Raw genomic sequence first — 25,515 nt, 5'->3', positions numbered from 1 at the left:
GGGTGGCCAGGTCAGGGCACCCTTCCGGGTCCGGCCGCGGCGCCGGGGGCGACGTGGCGGGGGGCCGGCTCACGGCCGCCTTCGCGATCCGCGTCCGGCCGCGGCTCTGGTCGGAGCTGCTCCTGCTGGTGGTCTGCTACGGCGCGTACCAACTGGTGCGGAACCTCGTCCCGGTCGATCCGGCGACGGCGGCGCACCGGGCCCGCGAGATCCTCGAAGTGGAGTACTCGCTCCACCTGGACGTCGAGTACGACGTTAACCGGGTGTTCGCGGGGCACGGATGGCTGGCGACCGCCGGGAACTACTTCTACGCCACGATGCACTTCGCCGCGACCGTCGCCGTGATGGTGTGGCTCTACGTCCGCAGACCCGCCCGGTACGCGGTGTACCGGACGCTCCTGTTCGCCACGACGCTGCTGGGCCTCCTCGGCTTCTGGCTGTTCCCGCTGGCCCCGCCGCGGATGCTGCCCGGCTTCACCGACACCGTGGCCGTCTTCGGGACCTGGGGCTTCTACGGCTCCGGGCCCACCGCGTCGGTCACCAACCAGTTCGCGGCGATGCCGTCCATGCACACCGCCTGGTCGCTGTGGTGCGCGGCGGCGGTGATCGGCGTCGTCCGGCGGCGGTGGGCGTGGCTGGCCCTGCTCTATCCCGCGCTCACGATCGTCGTGATCGTGGGGACGGCCAACCACTTCCTCCTGGACGCGGCGGGCGGCGTGGGCGCCCTCGCGGGCGGCGCGCTGATCGCGATCCCGGCCCGGGAGCTCGCCTGGCGCCTCGTCCCGGCCCGCCCCTGCGCGACGGCCGCACCGCTCCGTGATCATCCTGCGGGCGGATCCCCTCCGCCATCTCCGCCCACGGGCTGGTAGAGCGCTCACGCGACCCGGACCCCCGGTCATGCGCGCCCGCCCGAGCGCCGCTACTCGTCGGCGCCATAGAACACACGTTCGACCACACCGCGGGCGCGGCGGGTGCGGCGGCGGTAGTCCTCCAGCAGGTCGCCCGGCCCGGGGTAGCCGAGCACGCTGGCGACGGCGGTGCGCTCGCGGTGGTGCTCGCTCGGCAGCAGGTCCGACGCCCGGCCCCGGACCAGCATGAGCGAGCCGCGGATGCGGGTGGCCAGGCACCACGCCTCGGCCAGGACGGACGCGTCCTCCTCCTCCAGCAGGCCCGCGCCGACCGCCGCGTCCAGCGCGGCGAGGGTCCGGGTCGTGCGCAGCGCGGGGACGGCGTGGGCGTGCCGGAGCTGGAGGAGCTGCGCGACCCACTCGACGTCGGCGAGGCCGCCGGAGCCGAGCTTGGTGTGTAGGGAGCGGTCGACGCCGTGCGGCAGCCGCTCGGACTCCATCCGCGCCTTGAGCCGCCGGATCTGCCGGACCGCCGCCTCGTCGACGCCGCCCTCGGGGAAGCGGATCGGGTCGATCAGCGCGCGGAAGCCCTCGCACAGCCCCGGGTCGCCGATGAGGGGGTCGGCGCGCAGCAGCGCCTGCGCCTCCCACGGCTGCGACCAGCGGGCGTAGTAGGCGGCGTAGGAGGCGAGCGTCCGCACGAGCGGGCCCTGGCGGCCCTCGGGACGCAGGTTCGGGTCGATGTCCAGCGGCGGGTCGGGGGCGGGCAGCGACAGCAGCCGCCGCAGCTCCTCGGCGACGCCGTGCGCGGCGCGGCCCGCGGCCCGCTCGTCGGCGCCGGGGAGCGGGTCGTGGACGAACATCACGTCGGCGTCGCTGCCGTAGCCGAGTTCGTGGCCGCCGAACCGGCCCATCGCGACCACCGCGATCCGGGTCGGCAGCGCCTCCCCGGTGGCCCGCTCGACCTTGCTGACGGCGGCGCGCAGCGCGGCCTCGATCGTCACGGCGGCGATGTCGGTGAGCGCGAGCCCCACCGCCTCGACCTCGGCCAGGCCGAGCAGGTCGGCGACCGCGACCCGGAACAGCTCGCGGCGGCGCAGCGCGCGCACGACCCCGACCGCGTCCTCGGCGGCCGACGCCGACGGGGCGCCCGCGTCCGGCTGGGTGTGCCGGCGGACGGCCGCGAACGCCTCGGCGCGCAGCGAGGCCCGCGGCCGGGGCGCGAGGTCGGCGGCGCTGCCGAGCGTCGCGACCGCCTCGGGCGCGCGCAGCAGCAGGTCGGTGGCGTAGCGGCTGGAGCCGAGCAGCCACGCCATCCGCTCGGCGACGACCACCTCGTCGCGCAGCAGCCGCAGGTACCAGGGGGTGGTGCCGAGCGCGTCGCTGACCTTCCGGAACCCGAGCAGGCCCTCGTCGGGGTCGGGGGCGTCGGCGAACCAGCCGAGCATGACCGGCAGCAGCGTCCGCTGGATCGCCGCGCGCCGCGACACCCCGGCGGTGAGCGCCTCGATGTGCCGGAGGGCGCCCGCCGGGTCGGCGTAGCCGAGCGCCTCCAGCCGGGCGCGCGCGGCCTCGGGCGTGAGCCGCGCCTCCTCCCCCGGCAGCCGGGCGACCGCCGGGAGCAGCGGGCGGTAGAACAGCTTCTCGTGGATCCGGCGGACCTTCCGCGCCTGCCGCCGCCACTCCCCCGTGAACTCCCGGACCGGGTCGGGGCGCAGGCCGAGGGCCCGGCCGAGGCGCCGCAGCCCGGCCTCGTCGTCGGGGACGAGATGGGTGCGGCGCAGCCGGTGCAGCTGCACCAGGTGCTCGACGCGCCGCAGGAACCGGTACGCGGTCGCGAGGGACGCGGCGTCGTCGCGCCCGACGTAGCCGCCGCGCGACAGCTCCGACAGCGCGTCCAGCGTGGTGGGGCTGCGCAGCGTCTCGTCGGCCCGGCCGTGGACGAGCTGGAGGAGCTGCACCGCGAACTCCACGTCGCGCAGCCCGCCGGGGCCGAGCTTGAGCTGCCGCTCGGCCTCGCCGGTGCGCCGGTCGAGGTCGGCCTCCACCCGGCGCCGCATGGCCTGGACGTCGGCGACGAAGCTCTCGCCCTCGGCGGCCCGCCACACGATCGGGGTGATCGCCTCCATGTAGCGGGCGCCGAGGCCGGGATCGCCCGCGACCGGCCGCGCCTTGAGCAGCGCCTGGAACTCCCAGGTCTTGGCCCAGCGCTCGTAGTAGGCGCGGTGGCTGGCGAGGGTCCGCACGAGCGGCCCGGACCTCCCCTCGGGGCGCAGCGCCGCGTCCACCTCCCACAGCGACCCCTCCGGGGTACTGGCCGAGCAGGCCCGCATGGTCGCCGAGGCGAGCCGGGTCGCGACGCGCAGCGCGGCGTCCTCGCCGTGCCCCTCCCGGGCCTCCGCCACGAAGACCACATCGACGTCGGAGACGTAGTTCAGCTCCCGGCCGCCGCACTTGCCCATCCCGATCACCGCGAGGCGGCAGGCGTCGTGCCCGGGGACCTCCGCGCGGGCGATCGCGAGCCCGGCCTCCAGCGCGGCGGCGGCGAGGTCGGCGAGCGCGGCGGCGACGTCCGCGACGTCCAGGTCGCCGCACAGGTCGCGGCCGGCGAGCGCGAGCAGCCGCCGCCGGTAGGCGACCCGCAGCGCCGCGAGGACGCCGGGGCCCCGCGCGACGGGGTCGGCGGCGGAGGCGTCGGCGCCCACGGCCTCCAGCAGCCCGGCGCGCGGGTCCCCCAGCGGCGCGCCGCCGTCGCGCAGGACGCGCCAGTCCCCGGCGTGCCGGACGAGGTGGTCGGCGAGCGCGGCGCTGACCCCGAGCACCCTGGTCAGCCGGGCCCGGGTCTCGGGCTCGGCGTCGAGCGCCGCCCGCAGCTCGGGGCCGGGCGCGGCGTCCAGGAGCCGGAGCAGGCCGTCCAGCGCGAGGTCGGGGTCGGCGGTGGCGCCGAGCGCCTCCAGCAGGCCGTCGCCGAGGGGGGCGGTCCCGGCGCGCTCGGCCTCGGCGATGAGCCGCCCGGCCCGGCCCGTGTCGGTGAACCCGAGCCGCGCCAGCCGTCCCACGAGCGAGGGACGGCGGTCGCTCCACGGATCGCCCACGACGCGGCCGGGCCGCTACAGGACGGCCATGAGCCGCTTGCGTTCGAACACCGTCACCTCGCGCCGGTACTCCTCCCACTCCTGGCGCTTGTTGCGCAGGAAGAAGTCGAAGACGTGCTCCCCGAGGACGTCGGCGACCAGCTCGCTGCGCTCCATCGCGTGGATCGCCTCGTCGAGGTTCTGCGGCAGCGGCTCGATGCCGAGCGCGCGCCGCTCGGCGGGGGTCAGCGCCCACACGTCGTCCTCGGCGCCCGGCGGCAGCTCGTAGCCCTCCTCGATGCCGCGCAGCCCGGCGCCGAGGATCGCCGCGAACGCGAGGTAGGGGTTGGCGGCGGTGTCCAGCGAGCGGAACTCGATGCGGGTCGAGTGGCCCTTGTGCGGCTTGTACATCGGCACGCGGACGAGCGCGGACCGGTTGTTGTGCCCCCAGCAGATGTAGGACGGCGCCTCTCCCCCGGCGCCCGCGGCCGAGCCGACGCCGCCCCACAGCCGCTTGTAGGAGTTCACCCACTGGTTGCAGACGGCGGTGATCTCGGCGGAGTGCCGCAGCAGCCCCGCGATGAACGCGCGCCCGACCTTGGACAGCTTGTACTCGGCGCCGGGCTCGTAGAAGGCGTTGCGGTCGCCCTCGAACAGCGACATGTGGGTGTGCATGCCCGAGCCGGGGTGCTCGGTGAAGGGCTTCGGCATGAACGAGGCGAACACGCCCTGCTCCAGCGCGACCTCCTTCATCACCAGCCGGAACGTCATGATGTTGTCGGCGGTGGTGAGCGCGTCGGCGTAGCGGAGGTCGATCTCCTGCTGGCCGGGGGCGCCCTCGTGGTGGCTGAACTCCACCGAGATGCCCATGGCCTCCAGCATCGTGATCGCGTTGCGCCGGAAGTCGTGCGCGGCGCTGTGCGGGGTGTGGTCGAAGTAGCCGCCCGCGTCCGCCGGCTCGGGCTCGCGGCCGTCCTCGGGACGGTCGTTGAGCAGGAAGAACTCGATCTCGGGATGGGTGTAGAAGGTGAACCCGAGGTCGGCGGCGCGGGCGAGGGCCCGTTTGAGGACGTAGCGGGGGTCGGCGAAGCTCGGCGTGCCGTCGGGCATGAGGATGTCGCAGAACATCCGGCCGACGCCCGGCGACTCCGAGCGCCATGGCAGCACCTGGAAGGTGGACGGGTCGGGCTTGGCGATCATGTCGGCCTCGTACACGCGGGCGAAGCCCTCGATCGCCGAGCCGTCGAAGCCGATGCCCTCGCCGAAGGCGCCCTCCAGTTCGGCGGGGGCGACCGCCACCGACTTCAGGAACCCGAGCACGTCGGTGAACCACAGCCGGATGAAGCGGATGTCGCGCTCCTCCAGCGTGCGGAGCACGAACTCCTGCTGTCGCTCCAAAGCCTTCTCCCTCGATGGTGCCTGCCGGGTTCGTCGGCAGGGTGTGCCAGCTGGGCGTGCCCCGCAGGTCAGGGGCTACGCGCCGACCCCCGGCTACTTCGCAGTATGCCCGTCCGCTGTTACCGCGACGTTACGCGGCCGACGTCCTGACCGGAACATATCCGACCCTTCACCTCTCACCCCCCTGCACACGCGCGGCGGCCGGATCAAGGACGCGGGACAGGAACTCCCGCGTCCGCTCGTGGTCGGGGTCGGTGACCATCCGGGCCGCCTCCCCCTGCTCGACGATCACGCCGCCGTCCATGAACGCGACCCGGTCGGCGACCTCGCGGGCGAAGCTCATCTCGTGGGTGACGACGAGCATGGTCATGCCCGCCTCCGCGAGCCCGCGCATGACGCCGAGGACGTCGCCGACGAGTTCGGGGTCCAGCGCGGACGTCGGCTCGTCGAACAGCATCACCTCGGGCCCCATCGCGAGCGCGCGGGCGATCGCGACGCGCTGCTGCTGCCCGCCCGACAGCTGCGCCGGGTAGGCGCCGACCTTGTCCGCCAGCCCGACCCGCTCCAGGTTCTCCCGCGCGATCCGCTCGGCGTCCCGCTTCCCGCGCCGCAGCACCTTGCGCTGCGCGACCGCCACGTTCCCGAGCGCGGTGAGGTGCGGGAACAGGTTGAACGACTGGAACACCATGCCGATCCGGCGGCGGACGGCGTCGATGTCGACGTCGGGGTCGGTGACCTCCGCGCCCGCGACCCGGACCGTTCCGGCGGACGGCTCCTCCAGCAGGTTCACGCAGCGCAGCAGCGTCGACTTCCCCGAGCCGGACGGCCCGATGACGCACACCACCTCGCCCGCGTCCACGCGGAAGTCGATGCCGCGCAGCACCTCGTTCGCCCCGAACGACTTGTGCAGCCCGCTGATCTCGATCGCGCCCGCGTCCGCTCCGGCGGGTTCACCGGTACGGGTCATCGCTGCCCCCTGCGCTGCCGCGCCTCCAGCCGTCTGGCCAGCAGGCTCAGCGGGATGGTGATGATCAGATAGCAGATCCCGGCCACGATGATCGGGGTGGTGTTGCCCTTCTGCCCGGCGAGGTCGCGGCCGAACTTGGTGAGCTCGCGCTGCTCCAGCGTGATGCCGAGGAACAGCACGAGCGAGGAGTCCTTGCACAGCAGCACGACCTGGTTGGTCAGCGGGGGGATCACGATCCGGAACGCCTGCGGGAGGATGATCGTCCACATCGCCCGGCCCTGCGACATGCCGAGCGAGCGCGCGGCCTCCACCTGCCCGCGCGGGACGGCCTCGATGCCCGCGCGGATCGTCTCGGCGATGTAGGCGGTGGCGGCCAGGCCGAGCGCGAGCCCCGCCTGCCCGACGGCGCCGCCGGGGATCTCCGTGCCGGGGAAGGCCAGCGGCACGCCGACCGCCACGAAGATGAAGATCAGCAGCAGCGGCAGGCCGCGGAAGACCTCGATGTAGGCGGTGGCGAGCCACCGGTAGGGGGCCGCGGTCGACAGCCGCATCAGCGCGACCACCAGCCCGCCCGCCAGGCCGAGGCCGAACCCGGCCGCCGTGTAGACGGCGGTGTTGCGCAGCCCGACCGTGATGATGTCGGGGAAGAGCTGCTCGGCGACCTCCTGTTTGGCGAAGTTCTCCCGCAGCGTGGGCCAGTCGGCCAGCAGCGCGACGACCACGACCGCGGCGGCGAACAGCGTGTACTGCGCGCCCAGGGACAGCCGCCGGCGGCGGCGCCGCGGCATGCCCGCGAAGAGGCCGCGGGCCGGGCCGCGCGAGGCGGCGGCGTCCACCGGCTCGACCGTCACGACGGGCCTCCCGCCGGCGGCATCGCGCCGATCCACCTCTCGTAGATCCGCTTGTAGGTGCCGTCGGCCTTGGCCTGCGCGAGGACCTGGTTCACCAGCTCGACGAGCTTCGGGTTGTGGCCCTTGCGGATCCAGAACCCGTACTGCTCGCCGGTGTTGAGGTTCGCGACGATCTCCAGGCCCGCGTTCGCCGGGTCCTTGAGCCAGCCCTTGACGACCGGGTCGTCCTGGACGATGACCTTGACCTGGCCGGTGCGCAGGCCGTCCAGCTCGGCGCCGGAGTTGTCGAAGGAGACCGGGTCGAAGCCCTTGCCCTTGACGTAGTCCTCGCCGGTCGTCCCGGCCTGCGCGCCGAGCTTGAGGTCCTTGGCCTTGACGGCGTCCAGCGAGGTGACGCCGCTGCCCTTCTTCGCCAGCAGCGACTGCGTGGCGTCGAAGTAGGGCTTGGTCACGTCCATGAACTCGACCCGGTCGGGCTTGATCGTCATGCCGCCCATGACGATGTCGCATTTCCCGGCGTTCAGCGCGGCGCCGGTCCGCATCGTCTCGAACTGGGTGTCGACGATCTTCTGCGTCACGCCGAGGCGCTTCGCGACGAGGTCGACCAGGTCGACGTCGAAGCCGACGACCTTTCCTCCCTGTTCCACCTGGAACGGCGGGTACGGCAGGTGGGTGCAGGAGGTCAGCGCGTCCTTCTTGATGAGCTTCACCCCCTGCACGGTGGCGCCCTTGTCGCCGTTTCCGCAGGACGTCGCGGTCAGCGCCAGGGCGGCCAGTCCGGTTCCGAGCGCCCAACGTGCGGTCCGTCTGGTCACATGTCCTCCTGTGTCGGTGTTTCGTTGCCGGTCTTCGTCGTCGGTCCGTTCGGCTGTCCCATTCGTCTCCGGTCTCGTGATCATCGGAGAACACCGCGGCCCGCCGCACGATCGGCGGGCCCGTCCGTGACCGTCCCCTCAATCCCGTTTCCCCAAAAATTGACGTGGCGATCATGGTTCTGACCGGTGGTGGTCATTAGCGTGGGCCGGGTCGTGGACATCTCACTTCTTCTCTCGACGTCGGACCGGGTGGCCCCGCTGGCCGCCCCGTCGGCCATGCACCCGGAGTCCTGGCAGCTGTGCGCGCAGGTCGAGTCCTGGGCGCGCGGCCGGGGCCTGGTGCTCGGCGACCCCGACACCTCGCCGCTCGGCCGGGCCAGGTGCGAGCGGCTGGCGGCGCGGGTCTTCCCCGGCGCCGACCTCGTCGCCGTGGACCTGTTCGCCCGCTGGCTGACCTGGGCGCTCGCGCTGGACGACACGCTCGACCACCCGCCGCTCGCCGACAGCGGCAGCGCCGTCCACGCCCTGTACGACGACCTGCTGCGCGCGATGCGGCGCGGGCACGCCCGGCCGGGCGCCCGCCCGCTGGAGGCGGCGCTGGTGGAGCTGTGGGACGCCACGTCCCGCTCCATGAGCCGCGACTGGCGCCGCCGGTTCATGCTGCAACTGGAGGCGCACCGGGACGGCTGCGCCGAGGAGGCCGTCAACCGCCGCATCGGGCACGTCCCGGCGCCCGCCGCGTACACGGCGCTGCGGCGGCGCGCGTGCCCGCCGTTCCTGTACGACCTGATCGAGCCGGTGCTCGGCGTGGAGCTGGCGCCGCGGCTGCTGCGCACGCCCGGCTGGAAGACGCTCGCGCACAGCGTCGCCGACGTCGTCGCGTGGACGAACGACCTCGCCTCGCACGACCTGGAGTCGGCGCGCGGCGACGTCCACAACTACCCGGCCGTGCTCGCCGCCGCGCACGGCGTGGACGCGGCGCGCGCGGGCGACATGGTCGTCGAGCGGGTCGCCGAGCGGATCGAGGACGCCTGGAAGGCGGCCCGGGGGCTGCCCGACATGCTCGAACGGCTGCACCTGAACGCCGCGCAGCGCGCCGCCGCCGCGCAGGTCGTCAAGGTGCTGCTGGACACCCCCCGCGCGCACCTGGACTGGCTCGCCGAGTCGGGCCGCTACGAGTCCGGCGGCTCGGTGACGTCCCTGCGCCTGGACGCCCTGGCCTCGCTGCGCTGAGCGCTGTTGGCGGTCAGCGCGTCGCCCTCGGGGGTGCGGACGTACAGGACGCTGCGCCCCATCCGGTGCCCGGACACCAGGCCGCAGGCGCGCAGCACGCCGAGGTGCTGGCTGACCGCGCCCGCCGTGACGTCCATCCGCGCGGCCAGCTCCGTCGTGGACGCGGGGGCGGCGAGCGCGATGAGCAGCTCGGCGCGGCGGCGGCCGACCAGCGCGGCGAGCGCGTCCGGCACGCGGGACCCGGCGCCGCGCCCGCCCGACTCCCACAGCGTCGCGACGCCGGTCGGCGGGTAGCTGAGCATCGCCTGGTAGGGCGGCAGCATCACCGACACGCTCGGCCACACGAACACGCTCGGGACCAGGAGCAGCCCGCTCCCGGCCAGCTCGCCGTGGTGGTGCCAGCGCCGGTCGATGAACAGCCGCCCGGCGCGCCAGGCGACCGCCTCGTGGAGGTCGGCGAACACGCCCTCGGCGCCCCGCGCGGCCAGCGCGCGGGTGCGGCGCAGGACGTCGCCCTCCAGCAGGTCGCGGACGCGCGGCCAGAACGGCTCCACGGCGGCGGCCCAGTAGCGTTCGAGGGCGTCGGCGATGTCCGCCAGGGCGCGCTCCGGGTCGTCGGCGAGCGCCAGCCGCTCCGGCCCGGCGCTGCCGCCGCGCTCCGTCCAGCGCAGCTCGGCGGCGACCACCTCCGGAGGCGTCGCGCGGACGACGTCCAGCTCGGCCCGCAGGTCGGGCAGCGGTGTCACCGGCGGCGGGGTGAGGAAGTCGGGGATGTAGCCCCAGGGCTTGACGAGCACGTGCAGCAGACCCAGGTCGAGGCCGTCCAGGCCGGGACGGACGGCGCGCACCCACGGCAGGTGCAGCGCGTGCCCCGACGGGTCGCCGAGGACCCGCAGGCTGCGCACCATCTCCCACAGCGGGGAGAACGCGAACCGGACGCGCGCGACGTCGTCCGGGGCGAACACCAGCTCGATCATTTAGCACAGGCTAAATCATTGTCGCCGCCGCCGGGGTGGACCGCACCATCGGTGGGTGGCCACCCTGGAAGACGCTCCCGTCGGCATGCCGCCGTCCACCGGCCGGCTCGCCGCGTTCCTGCACCCCCGCGTCGGCGGGTTCCCCCGCACGTTCTGGTTCCTGTGGGCGGGCACCCTGCTCAACCGCCTCGGGACGATGGTCGAGCCGTTCATGGGGCTCTACCTGACGACGACGCGGGGGCTGTCGCTCGCCGAGGCCGGCGCGGTCATGGCGGTGATCGGCGCGGGCTCGTTCGCCGGGCAGCTCGCGGGCGGCGCGCTCGCCGACCGCCTCGGCCGCCGCGCGACGCTGACGTTCGCGACCGTCGGCACCGGCGTCGCGATGCTCGCGCTCGGCTACGCGCAGGGCCTGCCCGCGATCATCGTGTCCGCGCTGGTGTTCGGGCTGCTGCTGGACATGTACCGGCCCGCCTCGCAGGCGATGGTGGCCGACCTCGTCTCCCCCTCCGACCGCCCGCGCGCGTTCGGGCTGCTGTTCTGGGCGGTCAACCTCGGCTGGGCGGTCGCGATGGTGCTCGGCGGGACGCTCGCGCAGCAGGGGTTCCTGTGGCTGTTCTGGATCGACGCGCTGACCTGCGCGGCGTTCGGGCTCCTGGTCTGGCGCGCCGTCCCCGAGACGCGGACCCGCGCGGCCGCGGACGCGCCGCCCGGCGGGTTCGGCCGGGTGCTGCGCGACCGGGTCATGGTCGCCTACGCGCTGGTCGCGCTGGTCTACACGTTCGTGCTGATGCAGTGCCTGACCACGATGCCGCTCGCGATGAAGGAGGAGGGCCTCGGCCCGCGCGACTACGGCGTGGCGTTCGCGGCCAACGGCGTCCTGATCATCATCGTCCAGCCGCTGGTCAACGCGTGGCTGGCGCGGCGCGACCACAGCCTCGTGATGGCCGCCGGGTTCTGCCTGGTCGGCCTCGGGTTCGGGTCGATGGCGTTCGCCTCGACGCTCGCCGGGTACATCGCGGCGATCCTGGTGTGGACGATCGGGGAGATCATGGCCGCGTCGGTCCTGCAGGCCGTCGTCGCCGACCTCGCCCCGCCCCACCTGCGCGGACGCTACAGCGGCCTGTACGGGATGGCGTGGTCGGGCGGGTTCCTGCTGGCGCCGCTCGGCGGCACCCTGCTGCTGGACGCCGGGGGCGGCCCCGCGCTGTGGCTGACCTGCCTGGCACTCGGCCTCGCGGCGGCCGCGGCGCAGCTCGCGCTCGGCCCCGCGATCCGGCGCCGCCACGCCCTCGCCTTTTCGTCACAGTGACGAAACTCGCCCGGCAAATCGGGCCGGGACGAATTAGGCTGTGATCGTGGCACAGCTCAGGATCGCGCTCGCGCAGGTGAACCCGACCGTCGGCGACCTCGGCGGCAACGCCGACCTGATCGTGGAGTGGGCCCGGCGCGCCGCCGCCGCGGGCGCGCACCTGGTCGCCTTCCCCGAGATGATGCTGACCGGCTACCCGGTGGAGGACCTCGCGCTGCGCGGCTCCTTCGTCGAGGCGTCCCAGCGGGCGCTGGCGGGCGTCGCCCGCCGCCTCGCCGCCGAGGGCCTCGGCGACCTCGCGGTCGTCACCGGCTACCTCGACCGCCAGGTGGTGGGGCTCGCCCGCGACCCGAGCCGTCCCGGCCGCCCCGCCGGGTCGCCGCTCAACGCCGCCGCGTGGCTGCACGGCGGCGAGGTGCTCGTCCGCTCCGCCAAGCACCACCTGCCGAACTACGGCGTGTTCGACGAGTACCGGATCTTCGTGCGCGGCGACCGGCTGCCCGTCGTCCGGCTGCACGGCGTGGACGTCGCCACCGTCATCTGCGAGGACCTCTGGCAGGACGGCGGCCCCGTCGGCGTCACCGCCACCGCGGGCGCCGGGCTGCTGCTCGCCCTCAACGCCTCCCCCTACGAGCGCGACAAGGACGACGTCCGCCTCGACCTGTGCGCCGAGCGCGCCCGCGAGGCCGGCTGCGCGCTCGCCTACGTCAACATGGTCGGCGGCCAGGACGAGCTCGTCTTCGACGGCGACTCCGTCATCGTCGGCGCCGACGGAACGCTCCTCGCCCGCGGCCCGCAGTTCGCCGAGCACCTGCTCGTCGCCGACCTCGCGCTGCCCGCGGCCGACCCGTCCGCCCGTCCGGGCCGCACCCCCGTGGACGCGGGGGACGGCACCACCATCACCGTCGACCGGCGCACGCTCTCCGACGCGACGCTGCCCGCCTACCCCGTCGAGCCGCAGTCCGTCGCCGAACCCCTGGACGACCTCGCCGAGGTGTACGCGGCGCTCGTGCTCGGCACCCGCGACTACGTCCGCAAGAACGGCTTCCGCTCGGTGCTGCTCGGCCTGTCCGGCGGCATCGACTCCGCGCTCGTCGCGACCATCGCCGCGGACGCGATCGGCCCCGAGAACGTGCACGCCGTCCTGCTGCCGAGCCGCTACTCCTCCGAAGGATCGGTCACCGACGCCGAGGACCTCGTCAAGCGGCAGGGGATCAACTCGCGGATCGTCCCGATCGGCGGCATGGTCGAGGCGTTCGAGGCCGAACTCGACCTGCACGGCCTCGCCGCCGAGAACCTCCAGGCCCGCATCCGCGCGAACGTGTGGATGGGGCTGTCGAACGAGCACGGCCACCTCGTGCTGACCGGCGGTAACAAGAGCGAGCTGGCCACCGGCTACTCCACCCTCTACGGCGACTCCGCGGGCGGCTTCGGCCCCATCAAGGACCTCACCAAGACGATGGTGTGGGCCCTCGCCCGCTGGCGCGACACCGTCCCGGACGGCGGCGGCCTGCCGTTCCTGCACCCGTTCGCGCAGGAGCCGATCCCCGAGGCGATCATCGTCAAGGAGCCGTCGGCGGAGCTGCGCCCCGACCAGCGCGACCGCGACTCGCTGCCCGACTACGCCGTCCTGGACCCGCTCATCGTCGACTACGTCGAGCGCGACCTCGGCCGCGACGCCCTCGTCGCCGCCGGCCACGACCCCGCCCTGGTCGAGCGCGTGATCCGCCTGGTCGACCTCGCCGAGTACAAGCGCCGCCAGTACCCGCCCGGCCCGAAGACCACCCCCAAGAACTTCGGCCGCGACCGGCGCCTGCCGATCACCAATCGCTGGCGCGAACCGTCCGCCGGCTGAGAGGCCGCGCGTGGCTGACCGACGGGACGCCGAACCCTCGGCGGACGACCTGCTCAAGCACGACGTGCACGGCGACCCGCTCCTGCGCAGGATCGGCAGGGGCGCCGCCCGGCCGTTCCGCACGTCCCCGGACGTCCAGGCGCTGGCCGATCACGGCCGCTGGGTCCAGCACCCGGTCACCACCGGGCGCCGGATCGCCGTGACGGGCATCCGCGGCGGATCGGGCAAGAGCACGGTCTCCGCGCTGATCTCCTCGGTCTTCGCCCGCTACCGGCAGGACCGCGTGCTCGCGCTGGACGTCGACCCGGAACTCGGCTCGCTGCCGCTGCGGCTCGGCGTCCCCGCCGGACGCCCGCTCGCCGACCTGGCCCGCGCCGACCTCCGCACGGCCTCCTTCGCCGAGGTCGAGCCCTACCTGACCCGCCTCGGCGAGCACTTCTGGGCCCTCCCCGGCTCCCAGGGCGCGGTCGCGGGCGCCGGTCTGGACGCCGCCGTCTACCAGGCGGCCGGCCTGCCGCTGAGCCGCTTCTTCGGGGTGACGGTGGCCGACTGCGGCGTCGGCGTCCACACCCCTCTGCACCACGCCGTCCTGGCGGGCGCGCACGCGCAGGTCATGGTCACCCCGGCCACCCCGGAGGGCGCCGCGAGCGCGGGCCGGGCCCTGGACTTCCTCTCGGCGGGCCCCCTGGCCCGCGTCGTCCCCCGGACGATCGTGGTGTTCACCGCCCACCACCCCCAGGGCCGCCGCCGCACGATCGACGTGGCGAAGGCCAGCGAGATCCTCCACGACGTCGGAGCGGAGGCCCTCTTCCTGGACCACGACCGCCACCTGGCGGCGGGCACCCGCATGGACCCCGCCCGCCTCGCCTACGCCACCCGCGTCACCGCGATAGCGATAGCCGCGGCCTCCCTCCACCGCGCCCTCTCCGGCTGACCTCCGCGGCCGGGCGCCGAGGGCGCGCGGCCGCCCCGGGTCATTCGCGGTGGTGGCTTTCGCCGGGCCAGGAGGAGACCTGGTCGGCGGGGTCGGGGTCGACGCCGGGGACGATCTGCTCGCACCAGACGACCTTGCCGGACGCGGTGCGGCGGGTGCCCCAGCGGTGGGCCAGCTGGCTGACGACGAGGAGGCCGCGGCCGTTCTCGTCGTCGTCCTCGGCGCGGCGGAGGCGGGGCAGGGCGGCAGAACGGTCCAGTACCTCGCACACGAGGGTGCGCTCCAGCAGCAGGCGCAGCTCGATGGGGCCGTGCGCGTAGCGCATGGCGTTGGTGATGAGCTCGGACGCCAGCAGCTGCGTGGTGTAGTCGAGGTCCTCCAGGCCCCACTCCTCCAGGCGGGTGCGGACGTGGCCCCGCGCGCGGCGGACCGCGGCCGGGTCGGCCGGAAGGGACCAGGAGGCGCAGCGGTCCTCGGGGAGGCGGCGCAGCCGGGCGATGAGGACGGCGATGTCGTCGCGGTGCTGGTCGGCGTAGACGCCGTCGAGCGTGGCCTTGGCGAGGTCCTCCATGGGACGCTCCACCGAGCCGGGGCCGAAGATGCCGCGCAGCCGCGCGAGGCCGTCGTCGATGTCGCGGCCGCGGTTCTCGACGAGGCCGTCGGTGTAGATGACGAAGAGGCTGCCGTCCTCGACGGTGAACTCGCGGCTCTCGATGGCCTGGCCGCCCGCGACGCCGAGCGGCGGCGCGGGCGGGACCTGGAGGTACTCGTTGTCTCCGGCGGGGCCGGCGAGCAGCGGCGGCAGGTGCCCGGCGGAGGCGATCTCGATCGTGCCGCTCGTCGCGTCGTAGACCGCGTACACGCAGGTCGCGAAGTGGGGTTCCTGCTCGCCCAGCTCGATCATCAGCTCGTGCATGACGTGCAGGGCGTCGGCGGGCGGGAGTTCGAGGTTCGCGAGCGTGTGCAGCGCGGTGCGGAGCCGTCCCATCGTGACGGCGGCGCGGACGCCGTGCCCGGCGACGTCGCCGACGATCAGCGCGACGCGGGCGCCGGGCAGCGCGATCGACTCATACCAGTCGCCGCCGACCTCGACGAGCTTGCTGCCGGGCAGGTAGCGGTGCCGGACCTCGACCGAGGACGGCGCCGACAGCCGGTTCGGGAGCAGGCTGCGCTGGAGCGCGAGCGCGGTGGCGCGCTCGCGGCTGAACAGCCGCGCGTTGTCGATGACGATCGCGGCGCGGGCGGCGAACTCCATGCCGATCTCGACGTCGTAGGCGTCGAACTTGCGGAAGCCGGGGACGCGGGTGCAGGCGATGAAGCCGAGCAGGGTGTCGCGCGCGATCATCGGCAGCAGCACCATCGACACGCCCTTGAGCAGGTCGCCCGCGGGGCCGCGGCGCCACTTGGTGCCGATGGAGCCCGCGGCGTCCTCGTCGATGTGGGGCAGGTGGACGGGGCGGGCGGTGTCCATCACCTCGCGGTAGGGGGTGCCCTCGGGGAACACCAGCACCTCGCCGACGGGGAACGCCGACGTCCACGCCGGGTTGCCGTCGTCGGAGGTCACCGCGATGCGGCGCAGCACCGCCGAGCCGGACTCGCTGTGCACCTCGTCGGCCGCGACGAGGCTCTCCAGCACCAGGACGGACGCGGCCGTGCAGAAGTGCGGGACGACCGCGTCCACGAGCCCGCGCGCGGACTGGTCGAGGTCGAGCGAGGCGCCGAACCGGGTGACCTGGTCGTCCATCAGCGCGCGGCGCATGAGCGCCGGGTCCTGGTAGCGCTCGCTGGGCGGCAGCGCCACCCGGACGAACAGCAGCCCGGCCGCGGCGCCGGCCTCGTCGCCCACCATCGGCTGCGCGGTGACGACCGCGTCGGTGACGGTCCGGTCGCCGCGCAGCACCGGCAGGACGGCGGTGCGCTCCTGCCCCGCGCCGATCGCCTCCAGCAGGGTTTCGAGTTCGGCCTTGCCCTCGTCGCCCACCAGATCGGCGGCGGGACGGCCGATCAGGTCCCCCGTCGTGCGGCCGATGACGGTTCCCACGTTCGGCCCGCACTGCACGACCCGCCGGACCCCGTCGATACCGAGGACCAGGGTCCGGGACGCGGAATCGGCGGCGGGTGCATCGCCTCGCGGCGCCATGACGGATCTCACCTGACGCGCTCCAGAAAGCCGTTCGTCTTAGCACTACCCAGCGACAGTATGGGGCATGACTAGGGATCAGGGGAGAAGATCACGGTTACCGTTGGAAAACTGATTCCGTTTTCAACTGCCGGGGGCGCCGATGCCGCGGATCAGGGTGTCGACGACGGTCTCGGCGTAGCCGTCGGGCAGCGCCTCGCCCGGCACCCGGGTCGACAGCGATCCGACGAGCATCGTGACCCCCACCTCCAGGTCGAGGTCGGCGCGCAGCTCGCCGCCGCGCACGCCCCGGGCCAGCACCGCGCGGATGACGTCGCGGCGCGGTTCGATGACGTCCTGCCGGTAGCGGGCGTACAGGGTGGGGTGCTTCTCCGCGCTGCCGACCACGTTCCAGAAGCACTTGGCGTACTTCCGCTTGCGTTCGGCGCCCATCGCGAGCGCGAGCTCCAGGAGGTCCTCGCGGACGGACCCGCCGGACGGCTCGGGCAGCGGCGCCTTCACCGTCGCGAGCGCGTGCACGATCAGCGCCTCCTTGTTGGGCCAGCGCCGGTAGATCGTGGCCTTGCCGACGCCGGCGCGGGAGGCGACCGCCTCGATGGTCACGCCCGCGACCCCCGACTCCGCGGCGAGCAGGTCGAGCGTGGCCTCGACGATGGCCCGCTCGGCCCGTTCGCTGCGCGGCCGTCCCGCCCGCCGCTCGGTCGTGGTCTCAGTCATCGGTGCTCACGCTCTCACACTCCGGCCGTCTCCTGCTCGGACGTCCGCTGGCTCGCCTCCGCGGGCGGCGCGGCCTGGCGTCCGGGCATCCACTTGAGCACCACCAGCGCGCCGAGGAAGGCGATGACGGCGGCGGCCGCGGACGCGGTGTGCATGGCGTGGACGAACGCCGCGTCGGCGTGGTCGACCAGCGTCTGCCCGCCGACGCCGTGGGCGCCCGCGATGGACTCCCCGGCCGCGTCCCGCGCGCCCGCCGGGAGCGCGGCGAGGTCGTCGCCGAGGTCGCCCCGGTAGACGGACGCGACGACGGAGCCGAGCACGGCCACGCCCATCGCGACGGCGACCTGCCGGGCGACGTTGTTGATGGCCGACCCGGCGCCCGCCTTCTCGCGGGGCAGCGCCGACATGACCGACTCGGTCGCGGGCGGCATCACGTTGGCCATCCCGGCACCCTGGAAGAAGAACACGGCGGCGAGGATCCACAGCGGCGTGTCGGTGCCGACGAAGTGGTAGCCGACCAGCGCTGCCGCGACCAGCAGCAGCCCGGACGTGCAGACCGCCTTCGCGCCGAACCGGCGCACCATCGCGGCGCTGCGGGTGGAGAACAGCAGCTGCGCCACGGCGAACGGCAGCACCATCGCGCCGGACTCCAGCGGCGACAGCCCGCGGACCGACTGCATGTAGAAGTTGGCGAAGAAGAACACGCCCGCCGCGGCGAAGAAGCACAGCGCGATGGAGGCGACGGCCGCCGACATCCGGGGGTCCTTGAACAGCGCCACGTCGAAGGCGGGCGAGGGGGTGCGGGCCTCGTGCCAGACGAACAGCGCGAGCACGGCCGCTCCGGCGAGGATCGGGCCGAGCACGGCGGGCTCCAGCCAGGCGCCCTTCTCGCCGCCCTGGATGATCCCGTAGGACAGGACGACCAGCCCGATCACCGAGAGCACGACGCCCAGCGGGTCGAGCCGTCCGGGGCTCGGGTTGCGCGACTCGGGGACGAGGACCGCCATCAGCGCGACGCCCACGACGATGACGGGCACGTTGATCAGGAAGACCGAGCCCCACCAGAAGTGGGCGAGCAGCAGGCCGCCGGTGAGCGGGCCGATCGCCACGCCCATCCCGACCGCGCCGGCCCAGATGCCGATCGCGCGGGGCCGCTCGTGCGGCTCGAACACGTTGGTGATGATCGACAGCGTCTGCGGCATCACCGCGGCGCCGCCGAGGCCCATCAGGGCGCGGGCGTAGATCAGCTGGTCGGGCGACTGCGCGTACGCCGAGGCGAGCGAGGCGACGGCGAACACCGCCATGCCGCCGATCAGCACCTTCTTGCGGCCGAGCCGGTCGCCGAGCACCCCGAAGGTGAACAGCAGCCCGGCGAAGACCAGGGTGTAGGAGTTGATCGACCACTCAAGCTGGCTCTGGGTCGCCCCCAGGCCCTTGTCGGGGTCGGCGATGGTCTTGAGCGCCACGTTCAGGATGGTGTTGTCGAGCACCACCACGAGCAGGCTCACGGTCAGCACGCCGAGGATGGCCCAGCGTCGCCGTTGGATGGTCTCCGAGTCCAAAGCAGTCCTCATCGATACTTCTGCGTCCGGTCATGGGCGCGGGCACGCCCACACCGATACGGAACCGTATCGTTTCGCAATTCATTCCCCGTCGGGCGGGGGAATGCGGCGGGGTTCCCGAATCGTTTCGAAGGTGGCACGATCGGACCGTCCGGGTACGCCACCGTGGCGCCTCGAGACCGGAGGTACACCATGTCTTCTGCCATGCCCGCATCCCCCGCGAACCCGACCGCACTGTACGGCGGTACGAGTGGACGGCGGGTCACCGTGCGCGACATCGCGGCCGCCAAGCAGCGCCACGAGAAGTGGCCCATGCTCACCGCCTACGACGCCCTCACCGCGCGGATCTTCGACGAGGCGGGCATCCCCGTCCTGCTCGTCGGCGACTCCGCCGCCATGGTCGTCTACGGCCACGACTCCACGATCCCCGTCACCGTGGACGACCTGATCCCGCTCACCGCCGCCGTCGTGCGCGGGTCCAAGCGGGCGATGGTCGTCGCGGACCTCCCGTTCGGCTCCTACCAGACCGGCGTCGCCGACGCGCTGGCCGCCGCCACCCGCTTCCTCAAGGAGACCGGCGCGCACGCCGTCAAGCTGGAGGGCGGCCGCCGGATCCTGCCGCAGGTCGAGTCGATGGTCGCGGCCGGGATCCCGGTCATGGGCCACCTCGGCCTCACCCCGCAGTCGGTGAACGCCTTCGGCGGATACCGCGTCCAGGGGCGCGGCCAGTCCGGCGAGGAGCTGATGGCCGACGCCAAGGCGCTGGAGGCGGCCGGGGCGTTCGCGGTCGTGCTCGAATGCGTCCCCGAGGACCTCGCCGCGCGCGTCACCGCGTCGCTGTCGGTGCCGACGATCGGCATCGGCGGCGGCAACCAGACCGACGCGCAGGTCCTCGTCTGGCAGGACATGGCGGGCCTCACCCCGCACACCGCGAAGTTCGTCAAGCGCTTCGCCGAGGTCGGCGCGCTGCTCGGCGACGCCGCCCGCGCCTACGCCGACGAGGTCGTGAGCGGCGTCTACCCGGCGCCGGAGCACTCCTACCGGTAGGTCTCCGCCTCGGCCCGGGCGGACCCGCCCGGGCCGAGGCCCCGCCTCCCGCCCGGGGCGGTCAGCGGTCGGGGTTGGCCCGCGCCGGTTCCAGGGGCCGCCCGCCCTCGTGGGTCCCGCCGTCGCGCGGCGGCGGGACGCGGCCCGCCTCGCCCTCGTCGGCCGTGATCTCGGCGCGCAGCGTGTCGACCGCCGCGCGCAGGACGTCGGGGCCCGCCACGTTCATCAGCAGCAGCCCGAGGTTGAGGGCCATCTGCCCGTCGGTCATCTCGCTGCCCGCGAGGGCGTCCACGGCGGTGCGCAGGTCGGCCTGGTCCTCGGCGGAGACGTTCTGCAGGAGGCCGAGGCAGTAGGTCGGGAGCGCGAGCTTCGACTTGCGGAACGACACCCCCCGCATGATCTCGCCCGCCTCCTGCGCGCGGGTCTTGGCCTGCATCCGGTCGACCCCCCGGTCGGCGGCGGCCAGCAGCGAGGTCAGCAGCGTGCTCGGGCCGACCGCGACGTCCTCGTCGCCGACCCGGACGGTGAACACCGCGCTGCGGAACACCATCATCGAGCCGAGGCTGGCGACCAGCACCTGCGTCGCGGCGACCACGTGCGGGGACTGGACGCCGAACCTCCAGTCGAAGGTGTGCAGGAGGAGCAGGGACCCGGCCCCCGCTCCCCCGTTGATCAGCACGTACGCCCAGGTGCTCGGCACCCGGACGAGCGTGGTGGGGCGGTCGCGGTACCGGCTGACCAGCTCGGCGACGCCGACCAGGCAGCTCAGCGACACCGCGACGACGTACCCGATCATCGTGCCCCGCTCGTCTCCGGGCGCCGCGCGCCCGCGCTCATCCCTCGCTCATCGCTCGGCCGGCCTCACGACTCGGTCAGCCTGACGACCTCGTCGATCTCGCGGTCGACCGCGACGAGGCCGCGCTCGCGCAGCGTGTCGACGGCGTCCGCGACCTCCAGCAGGCCGAGCCGCGTGGCGTGGTGGATCTGCTCCAGCGACAGCGGCGCGCTCGCCGCCCGGAGCTGGCCCAGCACGCGGCGGCACGCGTCCTCCTGGCCGGGCTCGGCGGCGGGCTCGGCGGCGGGGCCGTGCGCGGGGCCGGGCTCCCCCGGCGGCCTGCGCTCCCCGGCGGGCGCCGCGCCGGGCGGCGCCACCCCCGCCGCCCGCCCCGGAGGGGCGAGGAAGGCGCTCCACGGGTCGGCCGACCGGTTCTGCCTCATCTCCACCTGCCCTGTCGAACACCGATCATAGACGGCGCGGGGGCCGCCGCGGCGGCGTCGCCGGGGTCGTCCGCGCTCCGGTGCCGGCTCCGGCACCAGCATCTTGGACGCGCGTCCGGCGGCTACCGCTCCCGCCAGTCTTCCCTTCTGCTGTGGGCTTCGCCACGTGGCCCGGGGTCACGGTGCCCTGACCGGTCCCCGCACGGTCGCACGCGGGTCACACGTCGGTGACGCGGAGCCCCGCGTGCGCCTTGTAGCGGCGGTTGATGGAGATGAGGTTCGCGGTGAACGCCTCGACCTGGTGGGCGTTGTGCAGCCGTCCGCCGTAGACGCCGCGCATGCCGGGGATGCGGCCCGCGAGCGCCTGGACGAGGTCGGTCGCCTCCCGGTCGTCGCCGAGCACGAGGACGTCCAGCGCCATCTCCTCCACCTCGGGGTCGAGCAGCAGCTTGGCCGAGACGTGGTGGAACGCGGCGACGACGCGGCTGTCGGGCAGGACGGACGCGGCCTGCTGCGCCGCGCTGCCCTCCTCGACCGGCAGCGCGAACGCGCCCTTGCCCTTCTCGAAGCCGAGCGGGTTCACGCAGTCCACGACGATCTTCCCGGCCAGCTCGGCGCGCAGCGACTCCAGCGTCGCGCGGTGGCCGTCCCAGGGCACCGCGACGATCACCACGTCGGCCCCGCCCGCGGCGGCGGGGTTCTCCGCGCCCGAGACCGGCAGGTCGGCGCCGAGGTCGGCGGCGGCCTCGCGGGCGCGCTCGGCCCTGCGCGACCCGATGACCACCCGGTGCCCGGCGAGCGCGAACCGGCGCGCGAGCCCCTTGCCCTGGTCGCCGGTGCCGCCGAGGATGCCGATCGTGAGGCCGCCGGCGTCCGGAAGGTCGTGGGGGGTGCTCTGCTGCTCAGTCATGCCGCCGAGTCTGCCAGGCGGCCTTCGGGCGGGGAGCGCGGACCCGGGCGCAGGGGTCCGGCGGCGGCGGACGCCTTCCGGAAACGGCCTGTGGGCGGGCGTCCGGTGCGGCACCATGGTCCCGTGGACGCCGAGCAGGTCACGATGTTGCGCGAGGTGCTGTCGAGCACGGGCTGGCTGGAGCGGACGCGGGAGTTCGGGCGCGCGCTGCGGGTCACCTCCAGGACCCCGGGCGGGCTGCTGCTGGTCGGCACCCCCGGCGAGGACCCCTGGCACATGGCGGCGCACCTGGACGACGAGAGCCGCTTCGGCGACGCGCCCGGCCTCGCCCCCACGCTGGTGCGCTGGTCGCCGCCGCGGGACGCGCCCGCGCACCTGCGGATCGGGATGGAGCGGCTGGAGGCGGCCGAGCGCGGCGAGACGCTGCTCGTCGTCGCCGAGGAGGGCGCCCCCGTCCCGCTGCTGGAGCGGGTCGACGACGCCCGCCGCACCGGCGCGCGGGTCCTCGCGCTGGAGGGCGGCGACCGCGAGCTGCGCGGCCTCGCGCACGAGGCGCTGACCGTCCCGCCGGCGGAGGCGCTGCTGTCCTTCGACGGCGCGCAGCACCTGGTCAGCAGCGCCGCGGGCGAGGACCCCGGCCGCGCCCGGCGCGGCGCCCCCGACCCGCGCGGCCTGCGCGGACGCCTCGCCCGGCTCCTCGACGCCGTCAGCGGCCCCGTCGTCGACTGACCCGCGGGGTCAGTCCTCGTTCCGCTCGCGCCACTGCTCGTTGCGCTCGCGGGCCCGCTCCATGGCGTGCGACGCCGCGTCCTGCGAGGCGTAGGGGCCCATCCGGTCCTTGTTCGGGCAGCCCGGCCCGTGCTCGGCCTTCATGTGCTTCAGGCAGAACCACCAGTCACCCTCGTCACCGGCCATCGGCACTCCCTTCGATCTGGCGTCGGCACGTGATTCGTGCCCCGGACGCGCTGACTACACTCCATGACTATGACGACCCAACTGCTCCGGCCCGGCACCGTCTCGCCGATGCGGAAGGTCCCCGCGCACATCCCGCGCCCGGAGTACGTCGGCAAGAAGAAGCCGAAGACCGGCGAGCCGGACGTGAAGACACCGGAGATCATCGAGCGGATGCGGGTGGCGGGCAAGGTCGCCGCGCAGGCGCTCGACGAGGTCGGCAAGCACGTCCGGCCCGGGATCACCACCGACGAGCTGGACGTCATCGGGCACGAGTTCATGCTGGACCACGGCGCCTACCCCTCCACGCTCGGCTACCGGGGCTTCCCCAAGTCGCTGTGCACCTCGCTGAACGAGGTGATCTGCCACGGCATCCCCGACGACACCGTCCTGCGCGACGGCGACATCATCAACATCGACATCACCGCGTTCGTGGACGGCGTGCACGGCGACACCGACGCGACGTTCCTGTGCGGCGAGGTCGACGAGGAGTCGAGGCTGCTGGTGGAGCGCACCCGCGAGGCGACCATGCGGGGCATCCGCGCGGTGCGTCCGGGGCGGGCGCTGAACGTGATCGGGCGGGTCATCGAGTCCTACGCCAAGCGGTTCGGGTACGGGGTCGTCCGCGACTTCACCGGGCACGGGATCGGCACGACGTTCCACTCCGGGCTCGCCGTCCCGCACTACGACGACCCGGGCGCCACGACGATCATCGAGCCGGGCATGACGTTCACGATCGAGCCGATGCTGACGCTCGGCACCTACGACTACGACATCTGGGCCGACGGCTGGACCGTCGTCACCAAGGACCGCAGGCGCACCGCGCAGTTCGAGCACACGATCCTGGTGACCGAGGACGGGCACGAGATCCTCACCCTGCCGTGACGGTCCGATGATCTAGAGTCCGAACCACGCCACCTCCGGTCCGGGAGGCACCGCCAGATGAACGCGCCAGCGCCCTACGAGCCGAGGGTCCCGACCGACGACATGCCGCCCGGCCGCGCCGCGCTGAGCGTGACGTGGGCGGCGCTGCCGTTCCTGACGCTCGGCTACGCGACGGCGTTCACGTTCGCGGCGGCGGCCCTGTGGCGGCGGACCACGCACCTGGTGGTCGCCTCCGCCGTCTACATCTCCCTGTTCGCGCTGATGCTGTTCCTGGCGCCGCAGATGGGCGGCGAGGACGGCACGCAGCGCGCGGTCGGGGTGCTGCTGTTCCTGCTCGCGGTCGTGGGGTGCGGGCACGCGTTCCTGATCCGCCGCCGCGTGTTCGACCCGGACGGGCTGGCGGGCATGGGCAACGACGCGGTCGTGGAGCGCGTGCGCCGGCGGCGGCTGCTGCGCGAGAAGGCCCGCGCGCTGGCCGCCTCCGACCCCGGCCTCGCCAAGGAGCTGCGCATCGGCCGCCCCGACCTGCCGCACCAGTTCCAGGACGGCGGGCTCGTCGACGTCAACCACGCGCCCGTGCGGGCGCTGACGCTGCTGCCCGGCGTCACCACGGAGCTGGCGGAGCGGATCGAGCGGGTGCGCACCGAGACGGGCGGGTTCGTGTCCGCCGAGGAGCTGTCGGCGGTGGCGGGCCTGCCGCCCGACCTGACCGCCGACCTCGCCGACTACGCCGTCTTCATCCGCTGACTCCCCGCCGAAGGGGTGGGTACGTAGCCGGGTGTGACCCCGAAGAAGCCGAAGAGGACGCCGGCGAAGAGGAAGGGCGACCGGCTCGCCGAGTACCGGGGCAGGCGCGACGCCTCACGGACGCCCGAGCCCGTCCCGGACGAGAAGGCGCTGCCGCACGGCGACGACGACACGTTCGTCGTGCAGGAGCACCACGCCCGCAGCCTGCACTGGGACCTGCGGTTCGAGCGCGACGGGGTGCTGGTGTCGTGGGCCGTCCCCAAGGGCCTGCCGTGGTCGCCCGAGACCGACCACCTCGCCGTCCACACCGAGGACCATCCGCTGGAGTACGCGACGTTCGAGGGCGACATCCCGCGCGGCGAGTACGGCGGCGGCGAGGTCGTCATCTGGGACCGCGGGACCTACGAGACGGAGAAGTGGTCCGAGCGCGAGGTGAAGGTGATCATCCACGGCTCGCGCGTGTCCGGCCGGTACGTGCTGTTCCGGACGCGGGGGAAGAACTGGATGATCCACCGCATGGACCCGCCCGCCGACCCCGGGGCCGAGCCGCTGCCCGAGCGGCTGCGCCCGATGCGTCCGGTGCGGCGGGCCCGGCTCCCCCTCGACCGGGAGGCGTGGGGGTTCGAGTTCGCCTTCGGCGGCCGGCGGCTGCTGGCCTACGTCGAGGGCGGCCGGACGCGGTTCACCGACGGCCGGGGCCGCGCGGTGGACGGCCCCGGCCGCCTCGGCTCCCGGCTCGGCGCCGCGCTCGGCGCCCGTCCCGCGCTGCTGGACGGGGAGCTGGCCGTCCTGGAGGGCCGCGAGACCTACATGGTCTTCGACGTGCCGCACCTGGACGGCCGCCCGCTGCTGGACGTCCCCTACGGGGAGCGCCGGGAGACGCTCGACGGGCTGGAGCTGTCGGGTCCGCTGTGGCGGACCGCTCCCTGGTATCCGGGCGACGGCGACCCCGTCCGGGAGGCCGCCCGCGCGCAGGACCTGCCGGGGGTGGTCGCCAAGCGCCTGGACTCCCCCTACCGGCCGGGCGAGGAGTCGGACGCCTGGCGCCTCATCCCGGTCGGCTCCCGGTAACCGGCG

At 74.2% G+C, this 25,515-nt stretch carries 23 protein-coding genes; 10 read left to right on the top strand and 13 right to left on the bottom strand.

Annotated features, from left to right (window positions below):
• Positions 1-2 precede the first annotated feature (2 nt).
• A complete protein-coding gene (locus tag KLI87_RS15925; protein ID WP_308166028.1) occupies positions 3-869 on the top strand; it encodes a phosphatase PAP2 family protein in 867 nt (288 codons plus the stop codon).
• 50 nt (positions 870-919) lie between these two features.
• On the opposite strand, the gene KLI87_RS15920 is transcribed toward KLI87_RS15925, so the two are convergent.
• The 5 genes from KLI87_RS15920 to KLI87_RS15900 all read right to left on the bottom strand — a co-directional run bounded on the left by KLI87_RS15920 (position 920) and on the right by KLI87_RS15900 (position 7,953).
• Positions 920-3,943, bottom strand: a complete 3,024-nt coding sequence (locus KLI87_RS15920; protein ID WP_214617697.1) for a bifunctional [glutamine synthetase] adenylyltransferase/[glutamine synthetase]-adenylyl-L-tyrosine phosphorylase — start codon at positions 3,941-3,943, stop codon at positions 920-922.
• Positions 3,944-3,958: 15 nt separating this feature from the next.
• Complete coding sequence (gene glnA / locus KLI87_RS15915; RefSeq protein WP_156219401.1) at positions 3,959-5,320, bottom strand: type I glutamate--ammonia ligase; 1,362 nt, start codon at positions 5,318-5,320, stop codon at positions 3,959-3,961.
• 169 nt (positions 5,321-5,489) lie between these two features.
• Positions 5,490-6,287 (bottom strand): amino acid ABC transporter ATP-binding protein, encoded by a 798-nt coding sequence (locus tag KLI87_RS15910; protein WP_156219400.1) that lies wholly within the window; start codon positions 6,285-6,287, stop codon positions 5,490-5,492.
• Positions 6,284-7,138, bottom strand: a complete 855-nt coding sequence (locus tag KLI87_RS15905) for an amino acid ABC transporter permease (RefSeq protein WP_308166027.1) — start codon at positions 7,136-7,138, stop codon at positions 6,284-6,286. Before KLI87_RS15905 ends, KLI87_RS15910 begins: the two co-directional genes overlap by 4 nt.
• Positions 7,135-7,953 (bottom strand): ABC transporter substrate-binding protein, encoded by an 819-nt coding sequence (locus KLI87_RS15900; protein WP_308166026.1) that lies wholly within the window; start codon positions 7,951-7,953, stop codon positions 7,135-7,137. Before KLI87_RS15900 ends, KLI87_RS15905 begins: the two co-directional genes overlap by 4 nt.
• A gap of 186 nt (positions 7,954-8,139) precedes the next feature.
• Between KLI87_RS15900 and KLI87_RS15895 the strand changes: the two genes are divergently transcribed.
• Positions 8,140-9,186 (top strand): terpene synthase family protein, encoded by a 1,047-nt coding sequence (locus KLI87_RS15895; RefSeq protein ID WP_308166025.1) that lies wholly within the window; start codon positions 8,140-8,142, stop codon positions 9,184-9,186.
• Here the strand turns inward: KLI87_RS15895 and KLI87_RS15890 are convergent.
• Positions 9,126-10,163, bottom strand: a complete 1,038-nt coding sequence (locus KLI87_RS15890) for a DUF5937 family protein (protein WP_156219398.1) — start codon at positions 10,161-10,163, stop codon at positions 9,126-9,128. The genes KLI87_RS15895 and KLI87_RS15890 overlap by 61 nt on opposite strands.
• A 55-nt stretch (positions 10,164-10,218) precedes the next feature.
• Here KLI87_RS15890 and KLI87_RS15885 point away from each other — a divergent pair, with 55 nt between their 5' ends.
• The 3 genes from KLI87_RS15885 to KLI87_RS15875 are packed head-to-tail and all read left to right on the top strand — an operon-like array spanning position 10,219 to position 14,261.
• Positions 10,219-11,472, top strand: coding sequence for an MFS transporter (locus KLI87_RS15885; protein ID WP_308166024.1), 1,254 nt, complete (start codon positions 10,219-10,221; stop codon positions 11,470-11,472).
• Between the two features lie 46 nt (positions 11,473-11,518).
• A complete protein-coding gene (locus KLI87_RS15880) occupies positions 11,519-13,327 on the top strand; it encodes an NAD+ synthase (RefSeq protein WP_214617695.1) in 1,809 nt (602 codons plus the stop codon).
• Positions 13,328-13,337: 10 nt separating this feature from the next.
• Complete coding sequence (locus tag KLI87_RS15875; protein WP_214617694.1) at positions 13,338-14,261, top strand: hypothetical protein; 924 nt, start codon at positions 13,338-13,340, stop codon at positions 14,259-14,261.
• 40 nt (positions 14,262-14,301) lie between these two features.
• On the opposite strand, the gene KLI87_RS15870 is transcribed toward KLI87_RS15875, so the two are convergent.
• The 3 genes from KLI87_RS15870 to KLI87_RS15860 form a co-directional block, all read right to left on the bottom strand.
• Entirely contained in the window at positions 14,302-16,401 is a 2,100-nt protein-coding gene (locus KLI87_RS15870; RefSeq protein ID WP_156219396.1) for a SpoIIE family protein phosphatase, read from the bottom strand.
• A 123-nt stretch (positions 16,402-16,524) separates the two neighbouring features.
• Entirely contained in the window at positions 16,525-17,118 is a 594-nt protein-coding gene (locus tag KLI87_RS15865) for a TetR/AcrR family transcriptional regulator (protein WP_156219395.1), read from the bottom strand.
• Between the two features lie 14 nt (positions 17,119-17,132).
• Positions 17,133-18,692, bottom strand: a complete 1,560-nt coding sequence (locus KLI87_RS15860; protein WP_214617693.1) for an MFS transporter — start codon at positions 18,690-18,692, stop codon at positions 17,133-17,135.
• Between the two features lie 180 nt (positions 18,693-18,872).
• On the opposite strand from KLI87_RS15860, the gene panB reads away from it, so the two are divergent.
• Positions 18,873-19,727, top strand: coding sequence for a 3-methyl-2-oxobutanoate hydroxymethyltransferase (gene panB, locus KLI87_RS15855; protein ID WP_156219393.1), 855 nt, complete (start codon positions 18,873-18,875; stop codon positions 19,725-19,727).
• Positions 19,728-19,788: 61 nt separating this feature from the next.
• Here panB and KLI87_RS15850 read toward each other — a convergent pair whose 3' ends face one another.
• The 3 genes from KLI87_RS15850 to npdG all read right to left on the bottom strand — a co-directional run bounded on the left by KLI87_RS15850 (position 19,789) and on the right by npdG (position 21,855).
• Positions 19,789-20,523 carry a hypothetical protein gene (locus KLI87_RS15850; protein ID WP_246250467.1) on the bottom strand — a complete coding sequence of 245 codons (735 nt, stop codon included), beginning with the start codon at positions 20,521-20,523 and terminating at the stop codon, positions 19,789-19,791.
• A gap of 65 nt (positions 20,524-20,588) precedes the next feature.
• Positions 20,589-20,945, bottom strand: a complete 357-nt coding sequence (locus KLI87_RS15845) for a hypothetical protein (RefSeq protein WP_156219392.1) — start codon at positions 20,943-20,945, stop codon at positions 20,589-20,591.
• A 217-nt stretch (positions 20,946-21,162) separates the two neighbouring features.
• A complete protein-coding gene (gene npdG / locus KLI87_RS15840; RefSeq protein WP_214617692.1) occupies positions 21,163-21,855 on the bottom strand; it encodes an NADPH-dependent F420 reductase in 693 nt (230 codons plus the stop codon).
• Between the two features lie 123 nt (positions 21,856-21,978).
• Here npdG and KLI87_RS15835 point away from each other — a divergent pair, with 123 nt between their 5' ends.
• Entirely contained in the window at positions 21,979-22,584 is a 606-nt protein-coding gene (locus tag KLI87_RS15835) for a hypothetical protein (protein ID WP_214617691.1), read from the top strand.
• A gap of 9 nt (positions 22,585-22,593) precedes the next feature.
• Here KLI87_RS15835 and KLI87_RS15830 read toward each other — a convergent pair whose 3' ends face one another.
• Positions 22,594-22,770 (bottom strand): hypothetical protein, encoded by a 177-nt coding sequence (locus KLI87_RS15830; protein ID WP_214617690.1) that lies wholly within the window; start codon positions 22,768-22,770, stop codon positions 22,594-22,596.
• A gap of 69 nt (positions 22,771-22,839) precedes the next feature.
• Between KLI87_RS15830 and map the strand changes: the two genes are divergently transcribed.
• The 3 genes from map to KLI87_RS15815 are packed head-to-tail and all read left to right on the top strand — an operon-like array spanning position 22,840 to position 25,509.
• Positions 22,840-23,691, top strand: a complete 852-nt coding sequence (gene map / locus KLI87_RS15825) for a type I methionyl aminopeptidase (protein WP_156219390.1) — start codon at positions 22,840-22,842, stop codon at positions 23,689-23,691.
• A gap of 57 nt (positions 23,692-23,748) precedes the next feature.
• Positions 23,749-24,438 (top strand): helix-hairpin-helix domain-containing protein, encoded by a 690-nt coding sequence (locus KLI87_RS15820; protein WP_214617689.1) that lies wholly within the window; start codon positions 23,749-23,751, stop codon positions 24,436-24,438.
• Positions 24,439-24,471: 33 nt separating this feature from the next.
• A complete protein-coding gene (locus KLI87_RS15815; RefSeq protein WP_214617688.1) occupies positions 24,472-25,509 on the top strand; it encodes a DNA polymerase ligase N-terminal domain-containing protein in 1,038 nt (345 codons plus the stop codon).
• The last annotated feature ends 6 nt before the right edge of the window (positions 25,510-25,515 follow it).

Source organism: Actinomadura sp. NEAU-AAG7, assembly GCF_018603865.1.
Taxonomy (GTDB): Bacteria; Actinomycetota; Actinomycetes; order Streptosporangiales; family Streptosporangiaceae; genus Spirillospora; species Spirillospora litoris.
The sequence above is the reverse complement of the archived record's forward strand: the minus strand, read 5'-3'. Positions and strand labels throughout refer to the sequence as shown.